The following is an 18,578-nucleotide window of genomic DNA, read 5'->3' on the forward strand; positions in this document are numbered from 1 at the left end:
AGCAGTCCATGCTCGAAGCACTCTCCATCTCTCTGAACAAAGCCGCCGTGTTCGGGTTTGTCGCGTACATCCTCGGCGCCGCTGTGCTGTTCGCGCTGTTCCAGTTCATCTACACCCGTATCACACCGCACAAGGAATTCGAACTGATCCGCTCGGGCAACGTCGCAGCCGCAATCGCTCTGGGCGGAGCGCTCATCGGTTTCGCGATTCCGGCCAGCAATGTGATTGCCTACTCGATCAGCCTGCTCGACTTCGTCGTCTGGTCGCTGATCGCGGCAGTCGTGCAACTGCTGGCGTTCCTGGTGACCAGCCTGGTGTTGAAAGGCACTTCTGAACGGATCAAGAAAGGCGAAATCGCGGCGGGTGTCTATGTCGCGGCCGTGGCCATCAGCGTTGGCATGTTGAACGCCGCCTGCATGACCCCAACCCCGAACTGATTGCGCACGGAGCTCCCGATGAAACGAAGCAAGTACGTTCAACTGTCGCTGGCAGCCTCGGTCGCTATGGCGATATCAGGCTGCGGGCCGACGGAAAAAACTTACCCGGTGCAGAAGAAATACAACTTCCAGTCCGTTCAGCAGTGTGCCGATGAAAAGCTTCCCGTAGACGTCTGCTCGGACGCCTACATGACGGCCATGGCCGAGCATCGCCGCATTGCGCCGGTGTACGACAGCCAGGCCGATTGCGATGCCGACTTTGTCGCCGACTGGTGCCAGCAGGACTCCGCCGGCAAGTTCATCCCCAAGCTCGGCGGTTTCGAACTGACCGCCGATGGCCAGGTCACCCAATCCCAGGTGGACGCGGCCAAGGCGCAATTACCCGCCTCGGAAGCGGCGAACAGTGGCGGCTCAGGCTTCTCCACCAGCAGCCTGCTGACCGGCCTGCTGATCGGCAATATGCTGAGCAGCAACCGCAACAGCTATTACTCGGAGCCGGTGTACCGCTATCGCGATGATCGCGGCAGCTATTCGAACTCGACACTCAGTCAGCGGATTTCCAAGGGTTCGACGTTTAACAAGTCCAATCAGGCGAGGTACGGCAGCAGCAACTACGCCGACTCGGTCCGTTCTTCTACCAGCAAGCCGGTTTCCGTAGCCTCGTCCACCTCCCGTGGCGGTTTTGGCAGCAAGGCCAGCGCACGCAGCGGCTGGGGCGGCGGCGGGTCGAGCAGTTAAGGAAACCGGGCCATGAAGAAAATCCAATGCGCAGAGCGTCCTGACTGGAAACAGACGGCCGAGGGTCTCGGCTTTCTGTTCCATACCATCGACAACGAACCCTACTGGGACGAGAGCGCGTACTACCAGTTCTCGCTCAAGCAGATCGAGAACGATCTCGAAGACCCGACCACCGAGATTCATGAGATGTGCATGGACCTGGTGGCCCGCGTGGTACAGAGCGAGGAGTTGCTGGAGCGCCTGAGCATTCCCGCGCCATTCTTCGACTTGGTTCGCACCTCATGGCTCGAAGGTCATCCGCACCTGTACGGACGCATGGACTTCTCCTACAACGGCACCGGCCCCGCCAAGTTGCTGGAACTCAACTACGACACGCCAACCAGCCTGTATGAGGCCGCGGCGTTTCAGTGGGGTTGGCTGGAGCAGTGCATCGAACGCGGTTTGCTGCCCAAGCATGCCGACCAGTTCAACAGCATCGACACCAAACTGCATCAGGCCTTCGCTCAATTGCAGCTCAAACAGCCCTTCTACTTCGCTTCGATGAAAGATTCGGTCGAAGACAAGGGCACTACCGACTACCTGCGGCTGGTGGCGGAAAAAGTCGGCATCGAATCACGCCACATCGATATCGAAGACATCGGCCTGACCAGCGACGGACGTTTCGTCGACCTCGAAGATCGCTGGATTCCTCACCTGTTCAAGCTGCACGCCTGGGAATTCATCTTCCACGAGCCCTTTGGTGCAGCGATTGCCCAGAGTGATACGCAGTTTTTCGAGCCAGCGTGGAAATCCATCATCTCCAACAAAGGCATCCTGCCGCTATTGTGGGAGTTCAACAAAGGTCATCCGAATCTGCTTGCAGCGCATCTGGATACCGATCCGGGCAAAGCCGTGCCGAAAGGCTGGGTGCGCAAGCCGTTCTTCTCGCGGGAAGGCGCCAACATCGAGCTGCAAACAGCCGACGGTCTGATCGTGAAAGAGGACGGGCCCTACACCGATGCGCCGTTTATCCTTCAGGAGTTCGCGCCGCTTCCGCAGTTCGGCGACAGCTACACGCTGATCGGTTCCTGGGTGATCGGCGATCAGGCGGCCGGTATCGGTGTGCGCGAGGACAACAGCTTGATCACCAAGGATTCGAGCCGGTTCTTGCCGCATCTGATACTCGACTGACCCCTCTATCGCCCCATTAAAAAGGCCCGGTGCCGTGCATCGGGCGCTGGGGCGAAACAGGTGTAAACCTGATCGAAAACTAGACAACCACAAGACTTACCGCTGAAAAGCCGGATAATGGCGGCCAAATCGTCTAGCCGTTATTCTGGTAATCCCCCATGGAAATCAAGGTCAACTTTCTCGACAACCTTCGACTTGAAGCCAAGTTCGATGACTTCACGGTGGTGGCCGATCAACCTATCCGCTACAAGGGCGATGGCTCGGCACCGGGCCCGTTCGACTACTTCCTGGCTTCGTCGGCGTTGTGCGCGGCGTACTTTGTGAAGTTGTACTGCAGCACGCGCAATATCCCCACGGATAACATCCGCCTGTCGCAGAACAATATTGTTGACCCGGAAAACCGCTACAACCAGATTTTCAAGATCCAGGTCGAGTTGCCGGCGGACATCTCCGACAAGGACCGCCAAGGCATCCTGCGTTCCATCGACCGTTGCACCGTGAAAAAAGTGGTGCAGGCCGGGCCTGAGTTTGTGATCGAAGAGGTGGACAACCTCGACGCCGATGCCCAGGCGTTGCTGATGCCGGCTTCCAGTTCAGAGGCGAGCACTTATATCGCCGGCAAGGATCTGCCGCTGGAGCAAACCATCGCCAATATGTCGGCCATTCTGGCGGACCTGGGCATGAAGATTGAAATCGCCTCGTGGCGCAATATCGTGCCCAATGTCTGGTCGCTGCATATCCGCGATGCGCACTCACCGATGTGTTTCACCAACGGCAAGGGTGCAACCAAGGAAGGCGCGCTGGCGTCGGCGTTGGGCGAGTTTATCGAGCGACTCAACTGCAACTTCTTCTACAACGACCAGTTCTGGGGCGAAGACATCGCCAACGCGGCGTTCGTGCACTACCCGGACGAACGCTGGTTCAAGCCTGGCCGTAAAGATGAACTGCCGACCGAGATTCTCGACGCGTACTGCCTGAAGATCTACAACCGCGACGGCGAGCTGCGTGGTTCCCATCTGATCGATACCAACTCGGGCAATGAAGAGCGCGGCATCTGCTCGCTGCCGTACGTGCGCCAGTCCGATGGCGAGGTGGTGTATTTCCCGTCCAACCTGATTGAAAACCTGTTCCTGAGCAACGGCATGAGTGCCGGCAACACGCTGGCCGAAGCCCAGGTGCAGTGCCTGTCGGAGATCTTCGAGCGCGCGGTCAAACGCGAAATCATCGAAGGTGAATTTGCCCTGCCGGATGTGCCGGCCGACGTGCTGGCGAAGTACCCCGGGATACTGGCCGGTATTCAGGCGCTGGAAGAGCAAGGGTTCCCCGTGCTGGTGAAGGATGCGTCCCTGGGCGGTGAATTCCCGGTGATGTGCGTCACGTTGATGAACCCGCGTACTGGCGGTGTGTTCGCCTCGTTCGGCGCGCACCCGAGCCTGGAAGTGGCGCTGGAACGTAGCCTCACCGAATTGCTCCAGGGCCGCAGCTTCGAAGGCCTCAACGACTTGCCTCAGCCGACGTTTGAAGGTCACGCGGTGACCGAGCCGAATAACTTCGTCGAGCACTTCATCGACTCCAGCGGCGTGGTGTCGTGGCGCTTCTTCAGCTCCAAGTCGGATTACGAGTTCGTGGAGTGGGACTTCTCCGGCCAGGGTGAAAACTCCAATACCGACGAAGCCGCGACCTTATTCGGCATTCTCAAAGGCATGGGCAAAGAAGTTTACATGGCGGTCTACGAGCACATCGGCGCGACGGCCTGCCGCATCCTGGTACCGGACTATTCGGAAATCTATCCTGCAGACGATCTGATCTGGGATAACACCAACAAAGCGCTGTTCTTCCGCGCCGACATCCTGAACCTGCATCGCCTGGACGAAGAGGAGCTGAAAGCGCTGGTTGAGCGTCTGGTGGAAAGTGAACTGGACGACTACACCGACATCACGTCCTTGATCGGCATCGAATTTGACGACAATACCGCCTGGGGTCAGCTGACGATCCTGGAATTGAAGCTGCTGATTTATCTCGCCTTGCAGCAGTATGAAGAGGCGAAAGAGGCGGTGGAAATGTTCCTGCAGTACAACGACAACACGGTTGAGCGCGGCTTGTTCTACCAGGCTGTCAATGTGGTGCTGGAGATGAAGCTGGACGAAGACCTGGAACTGGAAGACTACGAGGCCAACTTCCGCCGGATGTTTGGCAGCGAGCGGACGGATGCAGCGATCGGCTCGGTGGACGGCAGCGTGCGCTTCCATGGTTTGACGCCGACCAGCATGAAACTGGAGGGGCTCGATAGGCACCTGCGGTTGATCGAGAGCTACAAGAAACTGCACACCGCTCGGGCCAACGTGACTGCTTTATCCCGTTAAACAGCGCCAACAAAAAAGCGAAGCCAGATGGCTTCGCTTTTTTTGTTTACGGTTCTGAAAAAGCTGCGGATCAGAACGGGATATCGTCATCAAAGCTGTCGAAATCCGGAGCCGGTTGCGGAGCAGCCTGCTGTGGAGCCGGAGCCTGACGCGACTGTTGCGGTGCTGACGACTGCTGCGGACGCGGAGCCTGCTGGCGCGGGGCCGGAGCGGACTGCTGGTAGTTATTGCCCCCGCCTTGTTGGTCGCCCTGTTGTGGACGGCCGCCGAGCAGTTGCATGGTGCCTTGCATGTCGACCACGATTTCGGTGGTGTAACGCTTGATACCGTCTTTTTCCCACTCGCGGGTCTGCAGCTTGCCTTCGATGTAGACCTGCGAACCTTTACGCAGGTATTCACCGGCGATCTCGGCAACCTTGCCGAACATCGAAACACGGTGCCATTCGGTCTTCTCGACCTTCTGACCGGTTTGCTTGTCGGTCCACTGTTCGCTGGTCGCCAGACTCAGGTTGGTCACGGCGTTACCGTTAGGCAAGTAGCGAACTTCGGGATCCTGGCCGCAAGTGCCGACCAATATGACTTTGTTAACCCCACGGGCCATAACGTTCTCCTAGGCTACGCACGCTGCCCCGGCCGGGTTATTCACCAGGCGCTCAAGGGTGGTGCGATCCAATAGTTCGGTGTCCAATTTTATGTAAATCGCCGCTTCATCTTCGACGATCACTGCATCTGTTACCCCTACGACGGCCTTCAGGCGCTCGACCAGACCCGCTTCGCGGATCGCCTCGGGCGACAACGGCAAGCGCAGGCTCGTCACGTAAGGTGGTTCGCGCATGGTAACAGCAAAGGCCAGCCAGAGGGCAGCCAGGCCGGCGCATCCGAGGAATACAACCGACAAACCGCCGTGCTGGAACATCCAGCCGCCGAGGATCCCGCCCAGTGCCGAACCGAGGAACTGGCTGGTGGAATAAACCCCCATCGCCGTGCCCTTGCCGCCGGCCGGTGAAACCTTGCTGATCAGCGATGGCAACGAAGCTTCCAGTAGATTGAACGCGGTAAAGAAAACCACCGTGCCAATCACCAGAGCCCGCAGGCTATCGCCGAACTGCCAGAAGAATAGCTCAGTGAGCATCAGCGTCAGCACCGCGCCCAATAAAACTCGTTTCATTTTGCGTTTCTTCTCGCCGTAGATAATGAACGGGATCATGGCGAAGAAGGAAATCAGCAGCGCGGTGAGGTAGACCCACCAGTGCTGCTCTTTGGGCAGCCCGGCTTTTTCGACCAGGGCCAGGGGCAATGCAACGAAGCTCGACATCAACATCGCGTGCAACACAAAAATGCCCAGGTCCAGGCGCAACAGGTCCGGATGTTTGAGAGTCGGTATCAGCGCCGAACGCGCGACGCCGGACTCACGGTGCTGCAACGGGCCGGTGGACCGCGGCACCATGAACATCACGATCACGATGCCAAACAGCGCCATGCCGCCCGTGGCGAGGAACAGCCCGGACAGACCAAAGGCGCGGGTCAGCAACGGTCCTACAACCATGGCCACAGCGAACGACAGACCAATCGTCATACCGATCATGGCCATGGCTTTGGTCCGATGCTGTTCCCGGGTCAGGTCTGACAGCAGGGCCATCACCGCTGCGGATATCGCCCCGGCGCCTTGCAGGATACGTCCGGCGATGACGCCCCAGATCGAATCGGCATTGGCCGCCAGCACACTGCCGAGGGCGAAGATAATCAGCCCGAGGTAAATCACCGGACGGCGGCCGATGCGATCGGAAATGAAGCCGAAAGGAATCTGGAAAATTGCCTGGGTCAGGCCATAAGCGCCAATCGCCAGCCCGATGAGGGCCGGGGTCGCTCCCGCCAGATCCATCCCATAGGTCGCCAGTACCGGCAACACCATGAACATGCCAAGCATACGGAAGGCGAACACAAGGGCCAGACCGCTTGCTGCGCGGGTCTCACTGCCACTCATGCGTTCGCTGTGGGGATCGTGCATGGAAAAACCTCATGTGAACCGGCGGCGATTCTACCAGTCCCATCGATTGACGGGGTATATCGCGACGCTTTGACGCGCTCCGCTGACAGACTCTTCATGTAAGACATCATCCCGCTCGTTTGATAGTGTGCATCCATCCAGTATTTGGCCGTATACTCCTACGTTTTCGACGCCCGCCAAGCGAGGCCACTTTGGACAAGATCCTGATTCGTGGGGCCCGAACCCACAACCTGAAGAACATCGACCTGACCCTGCCACGGGACAAACTGATCGTCATCACCGGCTTGTCCGGATCCGGCAAATCGTCCCTGGCATTCGACACGCTGTATGCCGAAGGCCAGCGCCGCTACGTCGAATCACTGTCGGCTTATGCCCGGCAGTTTTTGTCGATGATGGAAAAACCTGACGTCGACACCATCGAAGGTTTGTCGCCAGCCATTTCCATCGAGCAGAAATCGACCTCGCACAACCCGCGCTCGACGGTCGGCACCATCACCGAAATCTACGACTACCTGCGTTTGCTTTACGCACGCGTTGGTATTCCACGCTGCCCGGATCACGACATTCCGCTGGAAGCGCAAACCGTCAGCCAGATGGTCGACCTGGTCCTCGCCCAGCCGGAGGGCAGCAAGCTGATGCTGCTGGCCCCGGTGATTCGCGAGCGCAAAGGCGAACACTTGTCGGTCTTCGAAGAACTGCGCGCTCAGGGTTTTGTGCGGGCTCGGGTCAACGGCCGGCTCTGCGAGCTGGACGAGTTGCCGAAGCTGGATAAACAGAAGAAGCACTCAATCGATGTCGTGGTCGACCGCTTCAAGGTCCGCGCCGATCTGCAACAGCGCCTGGCCGAGTCGTTCGAGACCGCGCTGAAGCTGGCGGATGGCATTGCTCTGGTCGCGCCGATGGACGACGAGCCCGGCGAAGAGATCATCTTCTCCGCGCGCTTCGCTTGCCCGATTTGCGGCCATGCAATCAGCGAACTGGAACCCAAGCTGTTCTCCTTCAACAACCCGGCCGGCGCTTGCCCGACGTGCGATGGTCTGGGGGTGAAGCAGTTCTTCGACATCAAGCGTTTGGTGAACGGCGAGCTGACGCTGGCCGAGGGCGCGATTCGCGGGTGGGACAGGCGCAACGTCTATTACTTCCAGATGCTCGGCTCGCTGGCTTCGCACTACAAGTTCAGCCTCGAAGTGCCGTTCAACGACCTGCCGGCCGATCAGCAGAAATACATCCTGCACGGTAGCGGCTCGCAAAACGTTGACTTCAAATACCTGAACGACCGCGGCGACATCGTCAAACGCTCGCACCCGTTCGAAGGCATCGTGCCGAACCTGGAACGCCGCTACCGCGAAACCGAGTCGGCTTCGGTGCGTGAAGAACTGGCCAAATTCCTCAGCACCCAGCCTTGCCCGGATTGCCGTGGCACGCGCTTGCGTCGAGAGGCGCGGCACGTTTGGGTAGGTGAGAAGACGCTGCCGGCGGTGACCAATCTGCCGATTGGCGATGCCTGTGAGTATTTCGGCGTGCTGAAGCTCACCGGTCGCCGCGGCGAAATTGCCGACAAGATTCTCAAGGAAATTCGCGAGCGCCTGCAGTTCCTGGTCAACGTTGGGCTCGATTATCTTTCGCTGGATCGCAGTGCCGACACATTGTCCGGCGGTGAAGCTCAACGGATTCGTTTGGCCAGTCAGATTGGCGCCGGTCTGGTAGGGGTTCTGTACATCCTCGATGAGCCGTCGATTGGTCTGCACCAACGTGATAACGATCGGTTGCTCGGCACGCTCAAGCACCTGCGCGACATCGGCAACACGGTGATCGTGGTAGAGCACGACGAAGATGCGATTCGCCTGGCGGATTATGTGGTGGATATTGGCCCGGGCGCGGGTGTACACGGCGGGCATATTGTCGCCGAAGGTACGCCGGCCGAGGTCATGGCTCACCCTGATTCGTTGACCGGTAAATACCTGTCTGGTCGAGTGAAGATTGCCGTTCCAGCCAAGCGCACCCCGCGTAACAAAAAGCTTTCGCTGTCCCTCAAGGGTGCTCGCGGCAACAACTTGCGCAATGTCGATCTGGACATTCCGATTGGTCTATTGACGTGTGTGACCGGCGTGTCTGGCTCGGGCAAGTCAACACTGATCAACAACACGCTGTTTCCGTTGAGTGCTACGGCACTCAACGGAGCAACGACGCTTGAGGCGGCCGCGCACGACAGCATCAAGGGCCTTGAGCACCTGGACAAGGTCGTCGATATCGACCAGAGCCCGATCGGCCGTACGCCGCGCTCCAACCCGGCGACCTACACCGGTTTGTTCACGCCGATTCGTGAACTGTTCGCCGGTGTACCAGAGTCCCGCTCACGCGGTTATGGCCCGGGGCGCTTCTCCTTCAACGTGAAGGGAGGACGCTGCGAAGCGTGCCAGGGCGATGGCCTGATCAAGGTGGAAATGCACTTCCTGCCGGACATCTATGTCCCGTGCGACGTCTGCAAGAGCAAGCGCTACAACCGCGAAACCCTTGAGATCAAGTACAAGGGCAAGAGCATCCACGAAACCCTCGAGATGACCATCGAGGAAGCGCGGGTTTTCTTCGATGCGGTTCCGGCGCTGGCGCGCAAGCTTCAGACGCTGATGGATGTGGGTCTGTCCTACATCAAGCTGGGGCAGTCGGCGACCACGCTGTCCGGCGGTGAAGCCCAGCGGGTTAAGCTGTCCCGCGAACTGTCCAAGCGCGATACCGGCAAGACGCTGTATATCCTCGACGAGCCGACCACCGGCCTGCACTTCGCGGATATTCAGCAACTGCTCGACGTCCTGCATCGATTGCGCGATCACGGCAACACCGTAGTGGTGATCGAGCACAACCTTGATGTGATCAAGACGGCTGACTGGCTGGTGGACCTGGGGCCGGAAGGCGGCTCAAAGGGCGGACAGATCATTGCTGTCGGTACGCCGGAAGAAGTGTCCGAGATGAAGCAGTCTCACACCGGCTTCTATCTCAAGCCGCTACTGGCTCGCGACCGGGACTGATTCGGGCCCATGAAAAAGCCCCTGTCACTTTATCGGTGAGAGGGGCTTTTTCGTATCGGGAGCAATCAGGCGTGGGATTGCAGGTAGTTCTCAAGACCGATCAGCTTGATCAGACCCATCTGCTTTTCAAGCCAGTAGGTGTGATCTTCTTCGGTGTCATGCAACTGAACCCGCAGCATCTCGCGGCTGACATAGTCCTTGTGCTGCTCGCAGAGTTTGATGCCCTTGCAGAGCGCAGCGCGGACTTTGTATTCCAGACGCAGGTCAGCGGCGAGCATGTCCGGCACGGTAGTGCCGACATCAAGATCGTCCGGACGCATGCGAGGGGTGCCTTCGAGCATCAGGATTCGGCGCATCAGGGCATCAGCGTGCCCGGCTTCTTCTTCCATTTCGTGGTTGATACGTTCGTAGAGCTTGGTGAAACCCCAGTCCTCATACATCCGCGAATGGACGAAATATTGATCACGCGCGGCCAGTTCGCCGGTCAGCAACGTGTTGAGGTAATCGATTACGTCTGGGTGGCCTTGCATCGCCCTACATCTCCCTGCTTGAAAGTCTGTAGTTTGAACCAAGGCGACTGTTTGGTCACTTCGTTTGCGGGATAAAAGCGAAGATATTCTGAGAAAAGTAGTTTAAATAACGCAAAAACCGCCCAAATGAGGGCGGTTCTGCTTCTCGTTTAGACTTCGTTAAGCTGTACGTTGAGTGCCTTTGCGATTGCTTCTCCATACGCCGGGTCAGCCTTGAAGAAATGCTGCAACTGGCGATCAACCACATCACTGGAAACACCGCCCATCGCCCCGGCAATGTTGTTGACCAGCAGCGCTTTCTGCTCGTCATTCATGAGTCGGAACAACGCACCGGCTTGGCTGTAGTAGTCGGTGTCTTCACGATGATCGTAACGATCAGCGGCACCGCTCAATGCCAACGGTGGTTCAGCGTAGCGCGGCGCTTGTTTCGGCGACTCGACGTAGCTGTTCGGCTCATAGTTAGGTGCCGCACCGCCATTGCTGCCGTACGCCATCGAACCATCTCGCTGGTAGCTATTCACCGGACTGCGAGGGGCGTTCACCGGCAGTTGCTGATGGTTGGTGCCAATGCGGTAGCGGTGAGCGTCGGCGTAAGCGAACACGCGGCCCTGGAGCATGCGATCCGGCGAGAGGCTAACACCCGGGACCATGTTGCTCGGACCGAACGCCGCTTGCTCGACTTCAGCAAAGTAGTTCTGCGGATTGCGGTTGAGCTCCAACTCGCCCACTTCAATCAGCGGAAACTCTTTCTGCGACCAGGTTTTGGTCACGTCGAACGGGTTTTCGTAATGTGCGGCGGCCTGGTCCTCGGTCATGATCTGGATGCACACACGCCATTTCGGGAAGTCACCGCGCTCAATCGCCCCGAACAGGTCACGCTGCGCGTAATCCGGATCGGTACCGGCCAATCGCGCAGCATCTGCAGGCGCCAGGTTCTTGATCCCTTGCTGGGTCTTGTAGTGCCACTTCACCCAGTGCCGCTTGCCATTGGCGTTGATCAGGCTGTAGGTGTGGCTGCCGAAGCCGTGCATGTGACGATAGCCGTCAGGAATGCCGCGGTCGGAGAACAGAATGGTGACCTGGTGCAGCGCCTCAGGTGAGTGCGACCAGAAATCCCACATCATCTGTGCGCTTTTCAGATTGCTTTGCGGCAGACGCTTTTGGGTATGGATAAAGTCCGGGAATTTCAGCGGATCACGGATGAAAAACACGGGCGTGTTGTTGCCAACGATGTCCCAGTTACCTTCTTCGGTGTAGAACTTCAGGGCAAAACCACGCGGATCGCGCTCGGTGTCGGCCGAACCGCGTTCGCCGCCGACAGTGGAAAACCGCAGGAACGTCGGGGTTTGTTTGCCGACCGATTCAAACAGTTTGGCACTGGTGTATTCAGTGATGTCGCGAGTAACGGTGAACGTGCCGTAAGCACCCGAGCCTTTGGCGTGTACACGGCGCTCAGGGATGTTCTCACGGTTGAAGTGGGCAAGCTTCTCGATCAGGTGGAAATCGTCGAGCAGCAGTGGGCCACGGGGGCCGGCGGAACGGGAATTCTGGTTGTCGGCGACAGGAGCGCCACTGGCGGTGGTAAGCGTTTTATTTTGGCTCATGCGATCTCTTCCTCTGTCAGTCTTTAACTGCCGGCTAATCGGCTGAGAGGGAGTATTGATCACGAACGTTACAGCTACAAATTCATTAACTTGCGGTTATCGATAGAAAATTTCTAATTACGTTTTGGGTTTTGTATCGATGGCGATGCTTTTCGAGCGCGCACAAAAAACCGGGCACTAGGCCCGGTTCTTCGTTTCAGACTGACGTCTTACTCAGCGGATACAGCTTCACCACCGGCAGGACGATCAACCAACTCGACGTACGCCATAGGCGCGTTGTCGCCAGTGCGGAAACCGCACTTGAGGATGCGCAGGTAGCCACCCTCACGGGTAGCGTAACGCTTGCCCAGGTCGTTGAAGAGCTTACCAACGATAGCTTTCGAACGAGTGCGGTCGAAAGCCAGACGGCGGTTAGCCAGGCTGTCTGTCTTGGCCAAAGTGATCAGCGGCTCAGCAACGCGACGCAGTTCTTTAGCTTTCGGCAGTGTAGTTTTGATCAGCTCGTGCTCGAACAGCGACACTGCCATGTTTTGAAACATGGCCTTGCGGTGCGAGCTAGTGCGGCTCAGGTGACGACCACTTTTACGATGACGCATGGTTCATTCCTTACCAAACACAACGTTCGGTGATTACGACGATCAGGCAGTCGCCTTGTCGTCCTTCTTAAGACTTGCAGGCGGCCAGTTGTCGAGGCGCATGCCGAGGGACAGACCGCGGGAGGCCAGAACGTCCTTGATTTCAGTCAAGGATTTCTTGCCAAGGTTCGGAGTCTTCAACAGCTCTACTTCGGTACGCTGAATCAGGTCACCGATGTAGTAGATGTTTTCCGCCTTAAGGCAGTTAGCCGAACGTACAGTCAGTTCCAGATCGTCAACCGGGCGAAGCAGGATCGGATCGATCTCGTCTTCCTGCTCGACAACCACTGGCTCACTGTCACCTTTGAGGTCGACGAACGCAGCCAACTGCTGTTGCAGAATGGTTGCAGCGCGGCGAATAGCCTCTTCAGGATCCAGGGTACCGTTGGTTTCCAGATCAATAACCAGCTTGTCCAGGTTAGTACGCTGCTCGACACGGGCGTTTTCCACCACGTATGCGATACGGCGAACCGGGCTGAACGAAGAGTCAAGCTGCAAGCGACCGATGCTGCGGCTTTCGTCTTCATCGCTCTGACGCGAGTCTGCCGGTTCATAACCACGACCACGAGCTACGGTGAGCTTCATGTTCAGGGCGCCGTTAGACGCCAGGTTAGCGATTACGTGATCGGGGTTAACGATCTCGACATCATGATCCAGCTGAATATCGGCAGCGGTAACCACCCCCGAACCCTTCTTCGACAAGGTCAGCGTAACTTCGTCACGACCGTGCAGCTTGATAGCCAGACCTTTAAGGTTCAACAGGATTTCAATTACGTCTTCCTGTACGCCTTCGATGGCGCTGTACTCATGGAGCACACCGTCAATCTCGGCCTCGACTACTGCACAGCCGGGCATTGAGGACAACAGGATGCGTCGCAGCGCGTTGCCCAGGGTGTGGCCGAAACCACGCTCGAGAGGCTCGAGAGTGATCTTGGCGCGGGTTGGACTGACAACCTGCACATCAATATGGCGGGGTGTCAGGAACTCATTTACCGAAATCTGCATGGATGCACCTATTTTCTAGCCCTTACTTGGAGTAGAGCTCGACAATCAGGCTTTCGTTGATGTCGGCGGACAGATCACTGCGAGCAGGAACGTTCTTGAAAACGCCCGACTTCTTCTCAGTGTCTACTTCTACCCATTCTACGCGGCCACGTTGGGCACACAGATCGAGAGCTTGGACAATGCGAAGTTGGTTCTTTGCTTTCTCGCGAATCGCGACCACGTCACCAGCACGAACCTGGTAGGACGGTACGTTTACGGTCTGACCGTTAACGCTGACGGATTTGTGCGATACCAGCTGACGGGATTCGGCACGAGTAGAGCCAAAACCCATACGGTATACAACGTTGTCCAGACGGCATTCGAGCAGTTGCAGCAGGTTTTCACCGGTTGCACCTTTCTTGCCAGCAGCTTCTTTGTAGTAGCCGCTGAATTGACGCTCGAGAACGCCGTAGATACGACGGACCTTCTGCTTTTCACGCAGTTGGGTGCCGTAATCGGACTGGCGACCGCGGCGTTGGCCGTGGATACCAGGTGCTGCTTCGATGTTGCACTTCGATTCGATCGCGCGCACGCCGCTCTTCAGAAAGAGATCGGTGCCTTCGCGACGAGCGAGTTTGCATTTTGGACCAATGTAACGAGCCATTCTTTACAATCTCCTGGATTACACGCGGCGCTTCTTCGGCGGACGGCACCCGTTGTGCGGGATTGGCGTCACGTCGGTGATGCTGGCGATCTTGTAGCCACAGCCGTTCAAAGCGCGGACTGCAGATTCACGACCTGGGCCTGGACCTTTGACGTTAACGTCGAGGTTTTTCAGACCGTATTCCAGCGCAGCTTGACCAGCACGTTCAGCAGCTACTTGAGCAGCAAACGGGGTGGACTTGCGGGAACCGCGGAAACCCGAACCACCGGAGGTAGCCCAGGAAAGAGCGTTGCCTTGACGGTCGGTGATGGTCACGATTGTGTTGTTAAAAGAAGCGTGGATGTGGGCAATGCCATCAACCACTGTCTTTTTAACTTTTTTACGAGGACGAGCAGCAGGTTTAGCCATGATTAATTTCCTGTCGATTCGCTGGGGCGATTACTTGCGGATCGGCTTACGCGGACCTTTACGGGTACGCGCGTTAGTCTTGGTACGCTGACCGCGTACTGGAAGACCACGACGATGACGCAGACCGCGATAGCAACCGAGGTCCATCAAACGCTTGATTTTCATGTTGATTTCGCGACGCAGGTCACCTTCAGTGGTGAACTTCGCCACTTCGCCACGCAGCTGTTCAATCTGCTCGTCGCTCAGATCCTTGATCTTTGCGGCTGGGTTTACCCCAGTCACTGCACAGATCTTCTGCGCAGTAGTGCGACCAACACCATAGATGTAGGTCAGCGAGATAACAGTATGCTTGTTATCTGGAATGTTAACGCCTGCAATACGGGCCATTCAGTGGGACTCCAATTGACAGCTACCTACGCCCCGGAAGCCAAGAAATAGGGCGCGAGATAATATCGCTGTAATAACAAATAATCAACCCGGTAGCGCACTAGCTACCGGGCTTGAAGCACAATCACACTCAGCCTTGGCGCTGTTTGTGACGCGGTTCCGCGCTGCAAATTACTCGAACAACACCTTCGCGGCGAATAATCTTGCAGTTACGGCACAGCTTTTTCACCGATGCACGAACTTTCATCACCAACTCCTCGAACCTTATGGGTACCTCAGCGCAACATGCCGCTGCCGTAACCCTTCAGGCTGGCTTTCTTCATCAGGGATTCGTACTGGTGCGAAACGAGGTGCGATTGTACTTGGGACATGAAGTCCATCACAACCACGACGACGATCAGCAACGAGGTCCCGCCAAGGTAGAACGGAACGTTTGCTGCAACCACCAGGAACTGGGGCAACAGGCATACGGCCGTCATATATAGAGCACCGAACAGGGTCAAACGAGTCAGAACGCCATCAATGTAGCGCGCAGACTGCTCACCTGGACGGATGCCCGGAATAAAGGCACCGGACTTCTTCAGGTTTTCCGCTACGTCTTTCGGATTGAACATCAACGCCGTATAGAAGAAGCAGAAGAAAATAATCCCTGCACTAAACAGCAGAATATTCAACGGCTGACCAGGAGCGATCGACTGCGAGATGTCCTGCAGCCAGCCCATACCTTCAGACTGACCGAACCAGGTACCCAACGAAGCCGGGAACAGCAAAATGCTGCTCGCGAAAATGGCCGGAATAACACCGGCCATGTTCACCTTCAACGGCAAGTGGCTAGTCTGCGCAGCAAAGACCTTACGGCCCTGCTGACGCTTGGCGTAATGAACAGCAATACGACGCTGACCACGCTCAATGAACACCACGAAACCGATAATCGCTACTGCCAGCAAACCGATGGCAACCAGGGCAAAAATGTTGATATCACCCTGACGCGCAGACTCGAAAGACTGCCCGATCGCTCTCGGAAGACCGGCTACGATACCTGCGAAAATCAACATCGAGATACCGTTGCCAACACCACGCTCAGTAATCTGCTCACCCAGCCACATCATGAACATCGCACCAGCCACAAACGTGGATACCGCGACGAAATGGAAGCCAAAGTCACCAGTGAACGCAACGCCCTGCCCTGCCAGACCAATGGACATGCCAATTGCCTGAACAAGAGCGAGGACGACAGTGCCGTAGCGGGTGTACTGAGCAATCTTGCGACGCCCAGCTTCACCTTCCTTCTTCAACTGTTCCAGCTGCGGGCTGACGGCTGTCATCAGTTGCATGATGATCGATGCCGAGATGTACGGCATGATCCCCAGTGCAAAGATGCTCATCCGCTCCAGCGCGCCGCCGGAAAACATGTTGAACAAGCTAAGAATGGTCCCCTCATTCTGTCGAAACAGGTCCGCGAGTCGGTCCGGGTTGATACCTGGAACCGGGATGTGTGCGCCTATTCGGTAGACGATAATCGCCAGGAACAGAAAACGCAGACGAGCCCAGAGTTCAGACATACCGCCTTTGCCGAGCGCAGAGAGAGCACCTTGCTTAGCCATTTATTCCTCGAACTTGCCGCCAGCTGCTTCGATAGCCGCACGCGCACCTTTGGTGGCGCCGATTCCCTTTCCGATGGTCACAGCGCGAGTAACTTCGCCGGACAGCATGATTTTCACACGCTGTACGTTGACGTTGATCACGTTGGCATCTTTCAGGGACTGCACGGTGACGATGTCGCCTTCCACTTTAGCCAGCTCGGACAGACGCACTTCTGCGCGATCCATGGCCTTCAGGGAAACGAAACCGAATTTCGGCAGGCGACGATGCAGCGGCTGTTGACCGCCTTCAAAGCCTGGAGCAATGGTGCCACCGGAGCGGGAGGATTGACCTTTGTGGCCACGGCCACCGGTCTTGCCCAAACCACTACCGATACCACGGCCCGGACGATGCTTTTCGCGACGGGAACCCGGCGCTGGACTCAGATCATTGAGTTTCATCGATTAACCCTCGACACGCAGCATGTAGTAAGCCTTGTTGATCATCCCGCGATTCTCGGGAGTATCAAGTACTTCTACAGTGTGACCGATGCGACGCAGACCCAGACCCTTAACGCACAGTTTGTGGTTAGGGATGCGGCCGGTCATGCTTTTGATCAGCGTAACTTTAACGGTAGCCATGATCAGAAGATCTCCTTGACGCTTTTGCCACGCTTGGCGGCAATGGATTCAGGAGATTGCATAGCTTTCAAACCTTTAAAAGTGGCGTGAACCACGTTTACCGGGTTAGTCGAGCCGTAGCACTTGGCCAGAACGTTCTGAACGCCAGCAACTTCGAGGACAGCACGCATAGCGCCGCCAGCGATGATACCGGTACCTTCAGAAGCAGGCTGCATGTACACCTTCGAAGCGCCGTGACCGGACTTCATTGCGTACTGCAGAGTGGTGCCGTTCAGATCAACTTGGATCATGTTGCGACGAGCAGCTTCCATTGCCTTCTGGATCGCAGCAGGCACTTCACGTGACTTGCCACGGCCGAAGCCAACACGCCCTTTACCATCACCAACCACGGTCAACGCGGTGAAAGTGAAGATACGGCCGCCTTTAACGGTTTTGGCTACGCGGTTAACTTGAACCAGCTTCTCAATGTAGCCTTCGTCGCGCTTTTGGTCGTTATTTGACATAACTTAGAACTCCAGCCCAGCTTCACGAGCAGCATCAGCCAGCGCCTTGACGCGGCCGTGGTACTTGAAGCCAGAGCGGTCGAAAGCCACCTGCGAGACACCAGCGGCTTTAGCACGCGTAGCGACCAGCTGGCCAACCTTAGTGGCCGCGTCGATGTTGCCAGTGGCGCCATCACGCAGTTCTTTATCCAAAGTCGAGGCAGATGCCAGAACTTTGTTGCCGTCGGCCGAAATGACCTGGGCGTAGATGTGCTGCGACGAGCGGAACACGCAGAGACGCACGACTTCGAGTTCGTGCATTTTCAGGCGTGCTTTGCGAGCGCGACGCAGTCGAGTAACTTTTTTGTCGGTCATTTGCTATGCCCTACTTCTTCTTGGCTTCTTTACGACGGACGACTTCGTCCGCGTAGCGCACACCTTTGCCTTTGTACGGCTCTGGTGGACGGAAGTCGCGGATCTCGGCGGCCACTTGACCTACCAGCTGCTTATCGATACCCCGGATCAGGATGTCGGTTTGGCTAGGAGTCTCAGCGGTGATGCCTTCCGGCAGTTCATAATCCACTGGGTGCGAGAAGCCAAGAGCCAGGTTCAGCACTGTGCCTTTTGCTTGCGCTTTGTAACCAACACCGACCAGCTGGAGCTTACGCTCGAAGCCTTGGCTTACGCCTTGGACCATGTTGTTTACCAACGCACGAGTGGTACCAGCCATTGCGCGAGTTTGTTGATCGCCATTGCGAGCAGCGAAACGCAGCTCACCAGCTTCTTCAACGATCTCAACGGACGAATGGATGTTCAGTTCGAGAGTGCCCTTGGCACCCTTCACCGAAAGCTGTTGGCCTGCGAATTTTACTTCGACACCGGCTGGCAGCTTAACGGGGTTCTTAGCGACGCGTGACATG

The 18,578-nt window shown here is 57.1% G+C and carries 21 protein-coding genes; 5 read left to right on the forward strand and 16 right to left on the reverse strand.

Going from position 1 to position 18,578, the window contains the following annotated elements:
* Positions 1-8 precede the first annotated feature (8 nt).
* The 4 genes from ACYZT8_RS26505 to ACYZT8_RS26520 all read left to right on the forward strand — a co-directional run bounded on the left by ACYZT8_RS26505 (position 9) and on the right by ACYZT8_RS26520 (position 4,708).
* Complete coding sequence (locus ACYZT8_RS26505; RefSeq protein ID WP_131062034.1) at positions 9-437, forward strand: DUF350 domain-containing protein; 429 nt, start codon at positions 9-11, stop codon at positions 435-437.
* A gap of 18 nt (positions 438-455) precedes the next feature.
* The gene (locus tag ACYZT8_RS26510; protein WP_461977161.1) at positions 456-1,175 is read left to right on the forward strand and encodes a DUF1190 domain-containing protein; all 720 of its coding nucleotides are present in this window, start codon (positions 456-458) and stop codon (positions 1,173-1,175) included.
* A 12-nt stretch (positions 1,176-1,187) separates the two neighbouring features.
* The gene (locus ACYZT8_RS26515; RefSeq protein WP_461977163.1) at positions 1,188-2,345 is read left to right on the forward strand and encodes a glutathionylspermidine synthase family protein; all 1,158 of its coding nucleotides are present in this window, start codon (positions 1,188-1,190) and stop codon (positions 2,343-2,345) included.
* A gap of 158 nt (positions 2,346-2,503) precedes the next feature.
* Entirely contained in the window at positions 2,504-4,708 is a 2,205-nt protein-coding gene (locus ACYZT8_RS26520) for an OsmC domain/YcaO domain-containing protein (protein ID WP_461977165.1), read from the forward strand.
* A gap of 70 nt (positions 4,709-4,778) precedes the next feature.
* Here ACYZT8_RS26520 and ACYZT8_RS26525 read toward each other — a convergent pair whose 3' ends face one another.
* Both ACYZT8_RS26525 and ACYZT8_RS26530 read right to left on the reverse strand, forming a co-directional pair.
* Entirely contained in the window at positions 4,779-5,309 is a 531-nt protein-coding gene (locus ACYZT8_RS26525; RefSeq protein ID WP_149420155.1) for a single-stranded DNA-binding protein, read from the reverse strand.
* A 9-nt stretch (positions 5,310-5,318) separates the two neighbouring features.
* Entirely contained in the window at positions 5,319-6,716 is a 1,398-nt protein-coding gene (locus tag ACYZT8_RS26530) for an MFS transporter (protein WP_461955945.1), read from the reverse strand.
* A 191-nt stretch (positions 6,717-6,907) separates the two neighbouring features.
* On the opposite strand from ACYZT8_RS26530, the gene uvrA reads away from it, so the two are divergent.
* Positions 6,908-9,742: an excinuclease ABC subunit UvrA gene (gene uvrA, locus ACYZT8_RS26535; RefSeq protein WP_461955946.1), complete on the forward strand. Its 2,835-nt coding sequence runs from the start codon at positions 6,908-6,910 to the stop codon at positions 9,740-9,742.
* A gap of 65 nt (positions 9,743-9,807) precedes the next feature.
* Here the strand turns inward: uvrA and bfr are convergent, their stop codons facing one another.
* The 14 genes from bfr to rplF form a co-directional block, all read right to left on the reverse strand.
* Positions 9,808-10,272, reverse strand: coding sequence for a bacterioferritin (bfr, locus tag ACYZT8_RS26540; protein ID WP_007943775.1), 465 nt, complete (start codon positions 10,270-10,272; stop codon positions 9,808-9,810).
* 149 nt (positions 10,273-10,421) lie between these two features.
* Positions 10,422-11,876 carry a catalase gene (locus ACYZT8_RS26545; RefSeq protein ID WP_461977168.1) on the reverse strand — a complete coding sequence of 485 codons (1,455 nt, stop codon included), beginning with the start codon at positions 11,874-11,876 and terminating at the stop codon, positions 10,422-10,424.
* Between the two features lie 209 nt (positions 11,877-12,085).
* Positions 12,086-12,472 (reverse strand): 50S ribosomal protein L17, encoded by a 387-nt coding sequence (rplQ, locus tag ACYZT8_RS26550; protein WP_008145500.1) that lies wholly within the window; start codon positions 12,470-12,472, stop codon positions 12,086-12,088.
* 42 nt (positions 12,473-12,514) lie between these two features.
* Positions 12,515-13,516: a DNA-directed RNA polymerase subunit alpha gene (locus ACYZT8_RS26555; RefSeq protein WP_003186012.1), complete on the reverse strand. Its 1,002-nt coding sequence runs from the start codon at positions 13,514-13,516 to the stop codon at positions 12,515-12,517.
* 22 nt (positions 13,517-13,538) lie between these two features.
* Positions 13,539-14,159, reverse strand: a complete 621-nt coding sequence (gene rpsD / locus ACYZT8_RS26560; protein WP_003210056.1) for a 30S ribosomal protein S4 — start codon at positions 14,157-14,159, stop codon at positions 13,539-13,541.
* Between the two features lie 18 nt (positions 14,160-14,177).
* Positions 14,178-14,567 (reverse strand): 30S ribosomal protein S11, encoded by a 390-nt coding sequence (gene rpsK / locus ACYZT8_RS26565; protein WP_002555466.1) that lies wholly within the window; start codon positions 14,565-14,567, stop codon positions 14,178-14,180.
* Between the two features lie 30 nt (positions 14,568-14,597).
* Positions 14,598-14,954 (reverse strand): 30S ribosomal protein S13, encoded by a 357-nt coding sequence (rpsM, locus tag ACYZT8_RS26570; RefSeq protein WP_003186020.1) that lies wholly within the window; start codon positions 14,952-14,954, stop codon positions 14,598-14,600.
* Between the two features lie 130 nt (positions 14,955-15,084).
* On the reverse strand, positions 15,085-15,201 hold the full coding sequence (gene rpmJ / locus ACYZT8_RS26575) for a 50S ribosomal protein L36 (RefSeq protein WP_002555468.1): 117 nt from the start codon (positions 15,199-15,201) through the stop codon (positions 15,085-15,087).
* Positions 15,202-15,229: 28 nt separating this feature from the next.
* On the reverse strand, positions 15,230-16,558 hold the full coding sequence (gene secY / locus ACYZT8_RS26580; protein ID WP_461977170.1) for a preprotein translocase subunit SecY: 1,329 nt from the start codon (positions 16,556-16,558) through the stop codon (positions 15,230-15,232).
* Positions 16,559-16,996: a 50S ribosomal protein L15 gene (gene rplO / locus ACYZT8_RS26585; RefSeq protein ID WP_007896782.1), complete on the reverse strand. Its 438-nt coding sequence runs from the start codon at positions 16,994-16,996 to the stop codon at positions 16,559-16,561.
* A 3-nt stretch (positions 16,997-16,999) separates the two neighbouring features.
* The gene (gene rpmD / locus ACYZT8_RS26590) at positions 17,000-17,176 is read right to left on the reverse strand and encodes a 50S ribosomal protein L30 (protein WP_003186033.1); all 177 of its coding nucleotides are present in this window, start codon (positions 17,174-17,176) and stop codon (positions 17,000-17,002) included.
* A gap of 2 nt (positions 17,177-17,178) precedes the next feature.
* Positions 17,179-17,679 (reverse strand): 30S ribosomal protein S5, encoded by a 501-nt coding sequence (gene rpsE / locus ACYZT8_RS26595; RefSeq protein ID WP_007943782.1) that lies wholly within the window; start codon positions 17,677-17,679, stop codon positions 17,179-17,181.
* A 3-nt stretch (positions 17,680-17,682) separates the two neighbouring features.
* Positions 17,683-18,033: a 50S ribosomal protein L18 gene (rplR, locus tag ACYZT8_RS26600; protein WP_003186037.1), complete on the reverse strand. Its 351-nt coding sequence runs from the start codon at positions 18,031-18,033 to the stop codon at positions 17,683-17,685.
* 10 nt (positions 18,034-18,043) lie between these two features.
* Positions 18,044-18,577 carry a 50S ribosomal protein L6 gene (gene rplF, locus ACYZT8_RS26605; protein WP_007896774.1) on the reverse strand — a complete coding sequence of 178 codons (534 nt, stop codon included), beginning with the start codon at positions 18,575-18,577 and terminating at the stop codon, positions 18,044-18,046.
* Position 18,578: the final 1 nt, after the last annotated feature.

Source organism: Pseudomonas sp. LB3P93 (assembly GCF_054898025.1).

Excerpts from the sequence above, each read along its gene's own strand:
- ACYZT8_RS26505 (WP_131062034.1), top strand. The coding sequence starts at position 9 with ATGCTCGAAGCACTCTCCATCTCTCTGAACAAAGCCGCCGTGTTCGGG.
- ACYZT8_RS26510 (WP_461977161.1), top strand. The coding sequence starts at position 456 with ATGAAACGAAGCAAGTACGTTCAACTGTCGCTGGCAGCCTCGGTCGCT.
- ACYZT8_RS26515 (WP_461977163.1), top strand. The coding sequence starts at position 1,188 with ATGAAGAAAATCCAATGCGCAGAGCGTCCTGACTGGAAACAGACGGCC.
- ACYZT8_RS26520 (WP_461977165.1), top strand. The coding sequence starts at position 2,504 with ATGGAAATCAAGGTCAACTTTCTCGACAACCTTCGACTTGAAGCCAAG.
- ACYZT8_RS26525 (WP_149420155.1), bottom strand. The coding sequence starts at position 5,309 with ATGGCCCGTGGGGTTAACAAAGTCATATTGGTCGGCACTTGCGGCCAG.
- ACYZT8_RS26530 (WP_461955945.1), bottom strand. The coding sequence starts at position 6,716 with ATGCACGATCCCCACAGCGAACGCATGAGTGGCAGTGAGACCCGCGCA.
- bfr (WP_007943775.1), bottom strand. The coding sequence starts at position 10,272 with ATGCAAGGCCACCCAGACGTAATCGATTACCTCAACACGTTGCTGACC.
- ACYZT8_RS26545 (WP_461977168.1), bottom strand. The coding sequence starts at position 11,876 with ATGAGCCAAAATAAAACGCTTACCACCGCCAGTGGCGCTCCTGTCGCC.
- rplQ (WP_008145500.1), bottom strand. The coding sequence starts at position 12,472 with ATGCGTCATCGTAAAAGTGGTCGTCACCTGAGCCGCACTAGCTCGCAC.
- ACYZT8_RS26555 (WP_003186012.1), bottom strand. The coding sequence starts at position 13,516 with ATGCAGATTTCGGTAAATGAGTTCCTGACACCCCGCCATATTGATGTG.
- rpsD (WP_003210056.1), bottom strand. The coding sequence starts at position 14,159 with ATGGCTCGTTACATTGGTCCAAAATGCAAACTCGCTCGTCGCGAAGGC.
- rpsK (WP_002555466.1), bottom strand. The coding sequence starts at position 14,567 with ATGGCTAAACCTGCTGCTCGTCCTCGTAAAAAAGTTAAAAAGACAGTG.
- rpsM (WP_003186020.1), bottom strand. The coding sequence starts at position 14,954 with ATGGCCCGTATTGCAGGCGTTAACATTCCAGATAACAAGCATACTGTT.
- rpmJ (WP_002555468.1), bottom strand. The coding sequence starts at position 15,201 with ATGAAAGTTCGTGCATCGGTGAAAAAGCTGTGCCGTAACTGCAAGATT.
- secY (WP_461977170.1), bottom strand. The coding sequence starts at position 16,558 with ATGGCTAAGCAAGGTGCTCTCTCTGCGCTCGGCAAAGGCGGTATGTCT.
- rplO (WP_007896782.1), bottom strand. The coding sequence starts at position 16,996 with ATGAAACTCAATGATCTGAGTCCAGCGCCGGGTTCCCGTCGCGAAAAG.
- rpmD (WP_003186033.1), bottom strand. The coding sequence starts at position 17,176 with ATGGCTACCGTTAAAGTTACGCTGATCAAAAGCATGACCGGCCGCATC.
- rpsE (WP_007943782.1), bottom strand. The coding sequence starts at position 17,679 with ATGTCAAATAACGACCAAAAGCGCGACGAAGGCTACATTGAGAAGCTG.
- rplR (WP_003186037.1), bottom strand. The coding sequence starts at position 18,033 with ATGACCGACAAAAAAGTTACTCGACTGCGTCGCGCTCGCAAAGCACGC.
- rplF (WP_007896774.1), bottom strand. The coding sequence starts at position 18,577 with ATGTCACGCGTCGCTAAGAACCCCGTTAAGCTGCCAGCCGGTGTCGAA.